We start from the raw sequence: 12,287 nt of genomic DNA on the forward strand, positions 1-12,287 counted from the left end.
GCACGACGGCCTGTCGTGCCTGAGGGGGGAAGCGAACATGGTGGATGCACCACGAGCGCGCAAGCTTGCCGATCGCATCCAGCAGATCGTCGCCGAGATGCTGGAGCGCCGGATCAAGGACCCGCGTCTGGGCTTCGTCACCGTGACCGACACGCGGATCACGCCTGATCTGCGCGAGGCCACGGTCTTCTACACGGTGTTCGGCTCCGACGCCGAGCGCGCCGACAGCGCGGCCGCGCTCGAGAGCGCCAAGGGTGTCATCCGGTCCGAGGTGGGCCGCCAGACCGGCGTGCGCTTCACCCCGACGCTGGCGTTCAAGCATGACCCGCTGCCCGACAGCGCCCGCCAGCTCGACGACCTGATCAACGCCGCCAAGGCGCGGGACGCCGAAGTGGCGCGGCGGGCCGCGGGCGCCGAATACGCCGGCGAGCCCGACCCTTACAAGAAGCCCGACGAGGAAGACGACGAGCAGGCGGGACACCCGGCGCCGTGACGCCCGACGTTCGCGACAGGCTCGACCGCCCGGCCCGCGTGACCCCGGGCGCGGCGCAGCCGACCGGCTCGCCCGTGCCCGAGGCGGCGTGGAGCCGGGCGCTCCAGCTGATCTCGCAGGCCGACGAGGTGGCGCTGGCCTGTCATGTGTCACCCGACGGGGACGCGCTCGGCTCGATGCTGGCCGTCGGCTTCACGCTGCGGTCGATGGGCAAGCGCGTCACCGCCTCCTTCGGCGACCGTGACTTCACCGTGCCGCGCCTGCTCCGCTTCCTGCCCGGCCAGGACATGCTGGTGCCGCCGGCCGACTATCCCGCGGCGCCCGACCTGATGATCACGTTCGACTCGCCGTCGATCGGCCGGCTGGGCGTGCTCGCCGACAGCGTCAGGCGCGCGCGCGAGCTCATCGTGGTCGACCACCACCCGTCCAACGACGGTTTCGGCACGCTCGACCTCATCGACCCGAGCTCGGCGGCCACCGCCATGCTGGCCGAGCAGCTGATCTACCGGCTCGGCGGCGCGCTCGACCGCGACATCGCCACCTGCCTGTACGCGGGCCTGGTGACCGACACCGGGTCGTTCAAGTACTCCTCCACCACACCCGCCGTGCACCAGATGGCGGCCCGCCTGGTCGCGACCGGCCTGCGTACCGAGGAGATCGCCCGGGAGCTGTGGGACCGTTCCCCGTTCGGCTACCTCAAGGTGCTGGGGGCGGCGCTGGAGCGGGTGCGGCTGGACGACGGCCTGGTGTGGACGTACGTCACCCGCGTCGACCGGGCCGCGCACGGCCTGCCGTACTCCGAGCTCGAAGGCATCATCGACATCGTGCGGCGCACCGACGAGGCCCGGGTGGCCGCGGTCCTCAAGGAGGACGACCAGGGCGCGTGGCAGGTGTCGACCAGGTCCAAGGGCCACGTCGACGTGGCGGCGATCTGCGCCGCGCTGGGCGGCGGCGGTCACCACAGCGCGGCCGGGTTCACCTCGCACGAAGGTGTCGAGGAGACCATGGCGAAGTTCCAGGAACTGCTGAGAGAGGCTTGATGGCCGAGAGCGGTTTGATCATCGTGGACAAGCCCGCGGAGTGGACGTCCCACGACGTGGTGGCCAAGCTGCGCCGCTTCGCGGGCACCCGCCGCGTCGGGCACGCCGGCACGCTCGACCCGATGGCGACGGGCGTGCTCGTGGTGGGCGTGGAGAAGGCGACCAGGCTCCTCGGTCACCTGGCGCTGACGGAGAAGGTGTACGACGCCACGATGCGGCTGGGCGTGACCACCAACACCGACGACGCCGAGGGGCAGGTCACCGCGCAGGCCTCGGCCGCGGACGTCACCGCCGAGCGGGTGCGCGACGGCGTGGCCGCGCTCACCGGCGAGATCATGCAGATCCCGCCGCAGGTCAGCGCGATCAAGGTGGACGGGCAGCGCGCCTACAAGCTGGCCCGCGCCGGCGAGAACGTGGAGCTGGCCGCCCGTCCGGTGACCATCCACGCCTTCGAGATCACCGGCATCCGGCACCAGGGCGAGGTCGTGGACGTGGACGCCACCGTCCGCTGCTCGTCCGGCACCTACATCCGGGCGCTTGCCCGTGACCTGGGCGCCGGTCTCGGCGTCGGCGGGCACCTGACGGCGCTGCGCCGTACCCGCGTCGGACCGTACGACCTGTCCAAGGCCAGCACCATCGACCAGCTCGCCGAGCGGTGCGCGGTGCTGCCGATCGGCGAGGCGGTCGCGGCGGCGTTCCCGCGCCGGGACATCAGCGACGAGGAGGCCCGCGTCGTCAGGCACGGCGGCCGGCTGCCCGCGGCGGGCCTCGGCAAAGGGCCGATCGGCATGTTCGGGCCCGACGGCGAGCTGCTCGCGCTCGTGGAGGAGCAGGGCCGGCTGGCCAAGCCGCTGGCCGTCTTCGTCTCCTAGGCGGGTTTCCTGGCCACCATGAGGTCGCGGACGATCGCCTGGTCGACCCAGTGCTCGAAGTCCGGGTAGGGGACCACGTCGAGGCCCGCCGCGGTGAGGATGCCGGCCAGCTCGTCGCGGCCGCCGCCGTAGGTGTTCCAGGAGATGCCGAGCGCGCCGCCGGGGCGTAGCAGCTCGGCCCAGGTCGGCGCGGCCTGGGCGATGAGCTCCAGCGGGCTGCGGGCCAGTCCGCCGCCGCCCTTGCTGCCGTGCTGCACGCCGTACGGGGCGTCGGTGGCGATCACGTGGAACGAGCGCGGCTTGAAGAAGTCGCGGCTGCGCACGGTGTCGGCGTTGACGACCGACACCTCCTGCGTCTCGCCCGCTTTGTACGCCTCCTTCGACAGCGCGAAGGTGACCGAGAGCCGCCGCCCGATCAGCGCCCGCTCCCGCCGCACCGGCACGGTCTCGGCGGTGTGCTTGAGCCGCTTGTTCTTCAGCCAGGTCCTGAGGAAGCCCGAGTAGGCGTCGAAGTCCTTGCCGTCGACGTCGAGCCCGTAGGCGTCGTAGCCGTACATCAGGGCCTGGTTGAGGGTCGTGCCGCGCCCGCACATCGGGTCGAACACCGACAATCGGCCGTCGAGAGGGAAGTCCGAGGCCAGCGCGGTGACGTTGAGCAGCAGTTTGGTGAAGTGCTCGTTGGTCTTGCCGGCGTACTTCTGGATCGTGAGCAGATCGCTGCTCAGCCGGTCGAGGGGGCTCATCGTGAGCGGTCGGAGGAGCTCGCCCGCGAGCTCGAACAGGGCGTAGACCGACGAGAGGTTGGACAGCAGCGCCACGTCCGGCTCGCCGAGCGGCCGCGCTGTCGCGAATGTCACGTACGGCAGGCCGCCGATCCGGCTCTCCTCGATGTCCGACACCGTGGCCGTCAGCGCTCTGTCGCTGAAGACGGCCAGCTCGGCGTGGGTGAGCCGGGCGGAGCTCTGGCCGTAGACGCGGTTGAAGGCGGGCAGGATCAAAAGAGCGTAACGAGGCATGGTGGCAACGATGGTACCGCCCTCGGTTTCAGCGAACGGGGACGAGCATGGCAGGCTTGTGGAGGGAGTGATCCGCCACAAGCGAATGGGGCCGGGCGTGCGGGATTCGGAGAGATCTGTCGTCACGATCGGCGTGTTCGACGGCGTGCACCTCGGCCACCGGAGGGTGGTCGAGCGGGCCGTCGCCGTCGCGCGCGAGCGAGGGCTGCGCGCCGTGGCGCTCACGTTCGAGCCGCATCCGGACGAGCTCGTGCGGCCCGGCCACCGCCCGGCACGCCTGACGAGGCCGCGGCGCAGGGCCGATCTGCTGAAGCAGCTGGGCGTGGACGAGGTCCGGGTGCTGGAGTTCACGCTGGAGATGTCGCGGCTCAGCCCGGCCGAGTTCGCCCAGCGGGTGCTCGCCGACGGGCTGCGCGCCGCTTGCGTCGTGGTGGGGGAGGACTTCACCTTCGGTCACCGAGCCGAGGGCGACACCGAGACGCTGCGGGCGCTGGGGGAGAAGTACGACTTCACGGTCGAGACCGTCATGCTGCTCGACGCGCTCTCCTCCACGGAGATCCGCGAGCGGCTGGTGTCGGGCGACGTCCGCGGGGCCGCCGCCGACCTGGGGCGGCCGCACCGGGTGGAGGGCGTGGTGGTCCGCGGTTATCAGCGCGGGCGTCAGCTCGGCTTCCCCACGGCCAACGTGGAGACGCCGCCGCAGACGGCCATCCCGGCGGACGGCGTCTACGCGGGCTGGCTGGAGTGCGTGCCGGTGGCCAACCTGCCCGCCCTCTACGAGGGCGAGCGGTGGCCGGCCGCCATCTCGGTCGGCACCAACCCCACGTTCGAGGGGGTGCCGCGCACGGTCGAGGCGTACGCGCTGGACCGCGACGACCTGGAGCTGTACGGCGTGCACGTGGCGGTCGAGTTCGCGGCGAGGCTTCGGGGCAACACCAAGTTCGACTCGATCGAGGGGCTCATCACCCAGATCCACGCCGACGTGGCCGAAGCACGCCGCCTGACCTCTTGACCTTACGGTCTGCGCAGGGATTCCAGCAGCCGTGACAGCGCCGCCAGGGTGTCGGCCAGGTCGTGTGGTCCCGGCGATTGGGCCAGCCACAGCACGGCCTCGTTCATCGCGCCCGACAGCAGGTGGGTGAGTGGGGCCACCGGCTGGGCGGCGATGACGCCGTCCTCGATGAGCCCGGCCAGCGCCTCGGCCAGGTGCCGGGCGGAGGTGGCCTCGTCGATCGCCCGCCACTCGTTCCAGCCCAGCACGGCCGGGCCGTCGATCAGCATGACGCGCTGCACCTCGGGGTCGGCGCCCGCGGTCACGAACGCCGCGCAGCCGGCCTTGAGCTGCGACCAGGGGTCGCCCGCGGTGTCGGCGGCGGCCGCCACCCGGGCCGCCACCTCCTGCTGCACCTCCACCAGCACCGCGCGGAACAGCTCCGCCTTGCCTTCGAAGTGGTGGTAGAGGGCGCCCTTGGTGACGCCGGACTCGCGCACGATCTCGGCCAGGCCGACCGCGCCGTACCCCTTGCTCGCGAAGAGCCGCCTGCTCACGGCGACCAGCGTGCGCCTGGTGTGCTCCCGCTGCTCGGCTCTGGTCCTCGGCACCGCGCCCCCTTTGACATACCGATGGTACGCCAACTAGCGTACCGCCACATACCGTTGGTATGCGAAGGAAGGAATCATGGAACTCACCGGCTTCTATCCAGTGATCTGCACCGACCAGGTGGCCGAGTCCCGGGACTTCTACGTCAAGCTGTTCGGCTTCGAGGTGACGTTCGAGGCGGACTGGTACGTGAGCCTGCGCCGTGGCTCCTACGAGCTGGCGCTGCTCGACCACACCCACCCGACGCTGCCCGAGGCCTCCCGCAGGCAGGTCGCCGGACTGCTGCTCAACTTCGAGGTGGCCGACGTCGACGCCGAGTGGGAGCGGCTGGTCGTGCGCGCGGGCCTGGCGCCCGAGCTGCCGTTGCGCAGCGAGGACTTCGGCCAGCGGCACTTCATCGTGGCCGACCCCAACGGCGTGCTCATCGACGTCATCACGCCCATCGCACCCTCCGAGGACTACGCCGAGCACTACGTCTGACGGCGAGCAGCCCGGGCACCCGGCCCACGGTGGTAACCTTGTATGTCGGCTCTGTGACGGCGGCGCTCCGCGCTGCCCTGAAGGCCTTCGCCGCGGCGACTGTAGGCACGCACGGTCGTTCGCATCAGGTTTCCATTCGCGCGTGCCCGTAGATGAAGGAGAGCCGTGTCCCTAGACACCGCTGCCAAGAAGTCCATCATTGAGGAATATGCGACGGCCGACGGTGACACAGGGTCGCCCGAGGTGCAGATCGCGCTGCTCAGCAAGCGCATCAGCGAGCTCACCGAGCACCTGAAGACGCACAAGCACGACCACCACAGCCGTCGTGGCCTGCTTCTGCTCGTCGGTCGCCGGCGCCGCCTGCTGAAGTACCTTCAGAAGGTCGACATCGCGCGTTACCGTGCGCTCATCGAGCGTCTCGGCCTGCGCCGATAGCATGAGAGGGAGCGGCGTGACACGCCGCTCCCTTCTCATATGGTCCGGCGAGTCGAACGGCTTCGCGCCGCGCGCCTGACGTACAACTGAATATCCGAGACACTTAGAGCCCCCGCGTCCGCTCAGCACCATGCGACCCGCGACGCCTGCGGGCCGGTCCTCGGTAGTGGCTTCCGGTAACCAAGACCGGGCGCTTCGATCGAAGACCGGCGCTGCACCTAACGAGGGTGCCGGTGTACAGGGCGCGGGAGACCGACTGACCAAGGAGGTCCCCCGTGGAGGGTGTCCACACAGCTGAAGCCGTCATAGACAACGGCTCTTTCGGAACGCGCACGATCCGGTTCGAGACCGGACGGCTCGCACAGCAGGCGGCAGGCAGTGCCGTCGCCTATCTCGACAGCGACACGATGGTCCTGTCGGCGACCACGGCGGGTAAGCACCCGCGAGAGAACCTCGACTTCTTCCCGCTCACGGTGGACGTCGAGGAGCGGATGTACGCCGCGGGCCGCATTCCCGGCTCGTTCTTCCGGCGTGAGGGCCGTCCTTCCGAGGACGCCATCCTCACCTGCCGGCTCATCGACCGGCCGCTGCGCCCCTCGTTCGTCAAGGGCCTGCGCAACGAGATCCAGGTCGTCGCCACCGTGATGGCGCTCAACCCGGATCACCTCTACGACGTGGTGGCCATCAACGCCGCCTCGCTGTCCACGCAGCTCGCCGGGCTGCCGTTCTCCGGCCCGATCGGCGGCGTCCGCGTCGCGCTGATCGACGGCCAGTGGGTGGCCTTCCCCACCCACCACGAGCTCGAGCGCGCCACGTTCGACATGGTCGTGGCGGGGCGGGTGCTCGCCGACGGCGACGTCGCGATCATGATGGTCGAGGCCGAGTCCACCAAGGACACGCTCAAGCTGGTCGCCGACGGCGCCGTGGCGCCCACCGAGGAGACCGTCGCCGAGGGCCTCGACGCCGCCAAGCCCTTCATCAAGGTGCTGTGCGAGGCGCAGTCGCGGATCGCGCAGGTCGCCGCCAAGGAGACCGCCGAATATCCGATCTTCCTGGACTACCAGGACGACGTCCTCGCCGCGGTCGAGGCCGGTGTGAAGACCGAGCTGAGCGCCGCGCTCACCATCGCCGGCAAGCAGGAGCGCGAGAACGAGCTCGACAAGGTCAAGGCGCTGGCGGCCGAGAAGCTGCTGCCGGAGTTCGAGGGCCGCGAGAAGGAGATCTCCGCCGCCTTCCGCTCGGTGATGAAGAAGCTCATGCGCGAGCGGGTCGTCAAGGAGGGCCTGCGCATCGACGGCCGCGGCACCAAGGACATCCGCGCCCTGTCGGCCGAGGTCCACGTGGTGCCCCGGGTGCACGGCTCGGCCCTGTTCGAGCGTGGCGAGACGCAGATCCTCGGCATCACGACGCTCAACATGCTGCGCATGGAGCAGGTCATCGACACGCTCAACCCCGACCGCACCAAGCGTTACATGCACAACTACAACTTCCCGCCCTACTCCACCGGTGAGACCGGCCGGGTGGGCTCGCCCAAGCGCCGCGAGATCGGTCACGGCGCGCTGGCCGAGCGGGCGCTGATCCCGGTGCTGCCGGCCCGCGAGGAGTTCCCGTACGCCATCCGCCAGGTCTCCGAGGCGCTCAGCTCCAACGGCTCGACCTCGATGGGCTCGGTCTGCGCCTCCACGATGGCACTGCTCGACGCCGGTGTGCCGCTCAAGGAGATGGTGGCCGGCATCGCGATGGGCCTCATCGGCGAGGGTGACGACTACGTCACGCTGACCGACATCCTCGGCGCCGAGGACGCCATGGGCGACATGGACTTCAAGGTCGCCGGCACCAAGGACGTCATCACCGCCCTGCAGCTCGACACCAAGCTCGACGGCATTCCCGCCTCGGTGCTGGCCGGCGCGCTCAAGCAGGCCAAGGGCGCCAGGCTGGCGATCCTCGACGTGATGCAGGAGGCCATCGACTCCCCGGCGGAGATGAACCCGACGGCGCCGCGCATCATCACCATCAAGGTCCCGGTGGACAAGATCGGCGAAGTCATCGGCCCCAAGGGCAAGATGATCAACCAGATCCAGGACGACACGGGCGCCGAGATCACCATCGAGGACGACGGCACCATCTACATCGGTGCCACCGACGGCCCCTCCGCGGAGGCGGCCCGTACGGCGATCAACGGCATCGCCAACCCGCACATGCCGGAGGTCGGCGAGCGCTACCTGGGCACGGTCGTCAAGATCGCCGCCTTCGGTGCGTTCATCTCGCTCATGCCGGGCAAGGACGGTCTGCTGCACGTCTCGCAGATCCGCAAGCTGCACGGCGGCAAGCGCATCGAGAACGTCGAAGACGTGATGGGCGTCGGCGAGAAGATCCAGGTGGAGATCGCCGAGATCGACCAGCGGGGCAAGCTCTCTCTCGTGCCCGTCGAGGTCATCGAGAAGGAGGCCGCCGAGAAGGAGGCCAAGGGCGACACCGACGAGGCTCAGCCCGAGGCGGCCGCTCCGGCCGGCGACGACAAGGCCCGCGACGACCGCCCGCGCCGTACCCGCACCCGGGTGCGCGCCCCGCGCAACGACAGCGACGGCGGCGACCGCAACTCGTGACGACCACCACGCTGCACCCCGGCCGGGACGGGGCCGGGGTCGTCAAGCGCACCGTCCTCCCCGGTGGGCTGCGCGTGGTGACCGAGACCATGCCGACCGTGCGCAGTGTCGCGGTCGGCATGTGGGTCGGCATCGGCTCGCGTGACGAGGCCCCCGAGCACACCGGGGCCACCCACTTCCTGGAGCACCTGCTCTTCAAGGGCACGCCCACCCGCGACGCCATGGAGATCTCGGCGTCCATCGAGGGCATCGGCGGTGAGATCAACGCCTTCACCGCCAAGGAGTACACCTGCTACTACGCGCGGGTCCTCGACGAGGACCTGCCGGTCGCGGTGGACGTGCTCGCCGACGTGGTGACCAGCTCACTGGTCACGGAAGACGACGTCGAGTCGGAGCGTGGCGTGATCCTGGAGGAGATCGCCATGCACGACGACGACCCGTCGGACGTGGTGCACGAGGCGTTCGCGGCCGCCATGTACGGCGACTCGCCGATAGGGCGGCCCATCCTGGGCACGGTCGAGTCGATCAATCTGCTCGCCCGCGACCGGATCGCGGAGTACTACCAGCGCTACTACCAGCCGCCGCGCACGGTCGTCTCGGTGGCGGGCAACATCCGCCACGAGGAGGTCGTCGAGCTGGTCGTCCGGGCCTACGAGCGGGCCGGCGCGCTGACCGGCCCCGCCGTCTACGCCCCGCCCCGCACCAGCGGGCCCGGCGCCCGGACCCGGTCGGTGGCCAAGGTCGTCGACCGGCCCACCGAGCAGGCCAACCTGGTGCTCGGCACCAGCGGCCTGTCCCGTACGGACGACCGCCGCTTCGCGCTCGGCGTGCTCAACGCCGCGCTCGGCGGCGGCATGTCGTCGCGCCTCTTCCAGGAGATCAGGGAGAAGCGCGGCCTGGCCTACTCCGCCTACAGCTACACCTCCGCCTACGCGGACACGGGCCAGTTCGGCATCTACGTCGGCTGCCTGCCGTCGAAGATCGACGACGTGCTCAAGATCTGCCGCGACGAGGTGGCCCGCGTGGTCTCCGACGGCCTGGCCGACGACGAGATCGCCCGTGGCAAGGGCCAGATGCGCGGCGGGCTCGTCCTCGGCCTGGAGGACACCGGCTCGCGCATGTCCCGCATCGGCAAGAACGAGCTCGTCTACGACGAGTTGCTCTCGGTGGACCAGGTCCTGGCCCGGATCGAGTCGGTCACCCCCGACGAGATCGCCGAGGTGGCCGTGGACGTGCTCAGCAGGCCGCTCACGCTCGCCGTGATCGGCCCGTACGGGGACAAGGACTTCTCCGACGCCATCTCCTGACCTCGGTATAGGGTTGACCGTGTGATCAAGGTAGGTGTGCTCGGTGCCCGCGGTCGGGTGGGCGTGGAAGTGTGCAAGGCGGTCGAGGCGGCCACCGACATGGAGTTGGTGGCCGCACTCGACAAGGACGACCCCATCGAAGGGCTCGAAGGCGCCGAGGCGGTGGTCGACTTCACCCATCCCGACGTCGTCATGGGCAACCTCGAATGGGCCATCGCGCATGGCATCCACCCCGTGGTCGGCACCACCGGCTTCGACGCGGAGCGGCTCGGCACCGTCCGCGGCTGGCTGGAGCGCTCACCCGGGACCAACTGCCTCATCGCCCCCAACTTCGGCATCGCCGCGGTGCTCATGATGCATTTCGCGCAGCAGGCCGCCCGCCACTTCGAGTCCGTCGAGATCATCGAGCTGCACCACCCGAACAAGGCCGACGCCCCGTCCGGCACCGCCAGGCGCACTGCCGAGCTGGTGTCCCAGGCACGCGCCAAGGCCGGCCTCGGCGCGATGCCCGACGCGACCAGCACCGAGCTCGACGGCGCCCGCGGCGCCGACGTCGGCGGCGTGCACGTCCACGCGGTACGGCTCGCCGGTCTGATCGCGCACCAGGAGGTGCTGCTCGGCGGCGACGGTGAGATCCTCACCATCAGGCACGACACCATGAACCGCGCCGCCTTCGCCCCCGGCGTCCTGCTCGGCGTCCGCCGGGTGGGCGAGCTGCCCGGCCTCACCCTGGGCCTGGAGCCACTGCTCGACCTGTAAAAACGCCGTGCCCACCACCTGGTCAGGTCGCGGGCACGGTGTGAGGAGAGGGTCCCGGCTCCGCACAGCCGAGCCTACGATCATCACACTAATATCCAGAGGCGGCCGTCACCGCGAACATGAGACCGTGTCGGCATGGTGCGATGGGCGGTAGCCGGTGACCTTGCCGGTCTGGTGGCGGTCGAAGTGGCGGCCGACGGGCTGTTCGAGCAGGTGGGGATCACTTTTCCGGCCGGCACGACCATGGTCGAGGAGGTCGACGACCCGGGCACGGTGCTGGTCGACGGGGAGCCGCCCGACGGGTTCGCGATGATCGGCTGGGTCGACGGCAACGTGCACCTGGAACAGCTCGCCGTCCACCCTGACCGGATGCGGCGGGGGATCGGCGGCCGCCTCGTGCGGGCGGTGCTGGACCACGCCCTGGCCGTGGGCGCTCCGGCTGTCACGTTGACCACTTATCGGGACGTGCCGTGGAACGCGCCGTGGTATGCGCGGCACGGGTTCGCGGTGCTGGGGGAGCAGGGGTGGGGGCCGGAACTGCGGGCGCTGGTCGAGCATGAGCGGGAGTTGGGCATCGAGGTGGCGCCGCGAGTGGTGATGCGCCGATTGGGCGGGGTGGACGGCTCACGGCCTTCAGCAGGTGCCTGAGAGACGGGCGACTCCAGGTGGGGGCTTCTGGGGACGGTCATCCTGACGCGCGGCGTGTCCAAGGTCCGGCCGAAGGGGTCAGCGTTCAGGGGTGCGTTCGTAGGGCTGAGCGGGCCGGTGTGAGGCGAACCAGTCGGTGGCGAAGTCCACTGCGGCGGCGAGCGGGAACAGGCGGGCTTCGGCCCGCCCCACCTTTGCGTGCCGCACCACGCCCGTCCGGTCGAAGTCCGCGCCCAGCGAGGCGAAGTCGCCGGCATCCAGGTCCACGTCCTCGAACTCGCACCACTCCCGTCCTCGTCCGTCGTCGACCACGGCTCGGTAGGTGCGGCGTGATGGTGTGCCGGTGTACCGGTACTCGGCCAGGTGGAAGGCGGTGCACCGGTCGTAGCCGACTCCCAGGAGCAGGACGAGGGCGTCCGCGTCGTAGAGCCTTGCCAGGGGGGAGCGCTCGCCGAGGAGGCAGTCACGCGCGTGGCCGTCGGTGATGAACTTCGCCTGCGGGCCGATGGCGGCGAACGATGTGTGCGGGTGGGCGCTGCGTACGGCTCCGGGTAGAGATCGGACGCGCTCGGCGATGCGGCCCATCCCATTCGAAGTGGTTTTTTCCGGGTCGTAAGCGGACATCGCTGCCCGGTGATGGGAGACTTCCTGCGCGCTCATGCCGGTTACAGCGGCGCGGTAGTCCGAGGAGGTGTCGGAGTTGGCCGAGGTGCCGGTAGGCACCACGAGTGTGCCGTCGTGCCCAAGCCGCTCTCGCAGCGCTACGACAACCGTCCGGTCCCCGCCGCCGACGTGGCCGATGCTGCTGAGCGAGGAGTGCAGGAGCAAGACCTGCCCGTCATTCACTCCCAGAGTCGAAAAATCATTATTTAGGCGGGCATAGTCTTCATGTGAAGTATCGCCTATAGAGTTCGAGAAGGCCGCTACCTGGTCCTTGTCGTCGTCCAGGCAGGTGGCAATCGCTGCCCGAAGGGCGGCGCTTTCTATCTCCTGTAGATCGCGGAGTGAAACAGCGGTTACGTCAATCAGTT

13 protein-coding genes are annotated in these 12,287 nt (G+C 70.0%); 10 read left to right on the forward strand and 3 right to left on the reverse strand.

Going from position 1 to position 12,287, the window contains the following annotated elements; all coding sequences use genetic code 11:
- Positions 1-37 precede the first annotated feature (37 nt).
- Genes rbfA through truB form a run of 3 tightly spaced genes read left to right on the forward strand, consistent with a single transcriptional unit; the run spans position 38 to position 2,405 of the window.
- Positions 38-493, forward strand: a complete 456-nt coding sequence (rbfA, locus tag OHA68_RS24670) for a 30S ribosome-binding factor RbfA (protein ID WP_327102359.1) — start codon at positions 38-40, stop codon at positions 491-493.
- Entirely contained in the window at positions 490-1,533 is a 1,044-nt protein-coding gene (locus tag OHA68_RS24675) for a DHH family phosphoesterase (protein WP_327102360.1), read from the forward strand. The genes rbfA and OHA68_RS24675 overlap by 4 nt, the downstream gene beginning before the upstream one ends.
- Positions 1,533-2,405, forward strand: coding sequence for a tRNA pseudouridine(55) synthase TruB (gene truB, locus OHA68_RS24680; RefSeq protein WP_327102361.1), 873 nt, complete (start codon positions 1,533-1,535; stop codon positions 2,403-2,405). The genes OHA68_RS24675 and truB overlap by 1 nt, the downstream gene beginning before the upstream one ends.
- On the opposite strand, the gene OHA68_RS24685 is transcribed toward truB, so the two are convergent.
- Positions 2,402-3,421, reverse strand: coding sequence for a TRM11 family SAM-dependent methyltransferase (locus OHA68_RS24685; protein WP_327102362.1), 1,020 nt, complete (start codon positions 3,419-3,421; stop codon positions 2,402-2,404). The genes truB and OHA68_RS24685 overlap by 4 nt on opposite strands.
- A gap of 85 nt (positions 3,422-3,506) precedes the next feature.
- Between OHA68_RS24685 and OHA68_RS24690 the strand changes: the two genes are divergently transcribed.
- On the forward strand, positions 3,507-4,433 hold the full coding sequence (locus OHA68_RS24690; RefSeq protein WP_189141734.1) for a bifunctional riboflavin kinase/FAD synthetase: 927 nt from the start codon (positions 3,507-3,509) through the stop codon (positions 4,431-4,433).
- Between the two features lie 2 nt (positions 4,434-4,435).
- On the opposite strand, the gene OHA68_RS24695 is transcribed toward OHA68_RS24690, so the two are convergent.
- The gene (locus OHA68_RS24695; protein ID WP_327102363.1) at positions 4,436-5,023 is read right to left on the reverse strand and encodes a TetR/AcrR family transcriptional regulator; all 588 of its coding nucleotides are present in this window, start codon (positions 5,021-5,023) and stop codon (positions 4,436-4,438) included.
- A gap of 76 nt (positions 5,024-5,099) precedes the next feature.
- Between OHA68_RS24695 and OHA68_RS24700 the strand changes: the two genes are divergently transcribed.
- From OHA68_RS24700 to OHA68_RS24725, 6 genes are all read left to right on the forward strand, one after another.
- The gene (locus OHA68_RS24700) at positions 5,100-5,501 is read left to right on the forward strand and encodes a VOC family protein (protein WP_327102364.1); all 402 of its coding nucleotides are present in this window, start codon (positions 5,100-5,102) and stop codon (positions 5,499-5,501) included.
- Between the two features lie 165 nt (positions 5,502-5,666).
- Positions 5,667-5,936, forward strand: a complete 270-nt coding sequence (gene rpsO, locus OHA68_RS24705) for a 30S ribosomal protein S15 (RefSeq protein ID WP_189141590.1) — start codon at positions 5,667-5,669, stop codon at positions 5,934-5,936.
- A 275-nt stretch (positions 5,937-6,211) separates the two neighbouring features.
- Positions 6,212-8,542: a polyribonucleotide nucleotidyltransferase gene (locus OHA68_RS24710; RefSeq protein WP_327102365.1), complete on the forward strand. Its 2,331-nt coding sequence runs from the start codon at positions 6,212-6,214 to the stop codon at positions 8,540-8,542.
- Positions 8,539-9,849, forward strand: coding sequence for a M16 family metallopeptidase (locus tag OHA68_RS24715; protein WP_327102366.1), 1,311 nt, complete (start codon positions 8,539-8,541; stop codon positions 9,847-9,849). The genes OHA68_RS24710 and OHA68_RS24715 overlap by 4 nt, the downstream gene beginning before the upstream one ends.
- Positions 9,850-9,870: 21 nt before the next feature.
- Positions 9,871-10,608: a 4-hydroxy-tetrahydrodipicolinate reductase gene (gene dapB, locus OHA68_RS24720; protein ID WP_189141593.1), complete on the forward strand. Its 738-nt coding sequence runs from the start codon at positions 9,871-9,873 to the stop codon at positions 10,606-10,608.
- Between the two features lie 135 nt (positions 10,609-10,743).
- Positions 10,744-11,256, forward strand: coding sequence for a GNAT family N-acetyltransferase (locus OHA68_RS24725; protein ID WP_327102367.1), 513 nt, complete (start codon positions 10,744-10,746; stop codon positions 11,254-11,256).
- A gap of 78 nt (positions 11,257-11,334) precedes the next feature.
- Here the strand turns inward: OHA68_RS24725 and OHA68_RS24730 are convergent, their stop codons facing one another.
- Positions 11,335-12,102: an aminoglycoside N(3)-acetyltransferase gene (locus OHA68_RS24730; protein ID WP_327102368.1), complete on the reverse strand. Its 768-nt coding sequence runs from the start codon at positions 12,100-12,102 to the stop codon at positions 11,335-11,337.
- Between the last annotated feature and the right edge of the window lie 185 nt (positions 12,103-12,287).

It is taken from the genome of Nonomuraea glycinis (assembly GCF_035920485.1).
In the GTDB taxonomy this organism is placed as follows: domain Bacteria; phylum Actinomycetota; class Actinomycetes; order Streptosporangiales; family Streptosporangiaceae; genus Nonomuraea; species Nonomuraea glycinis.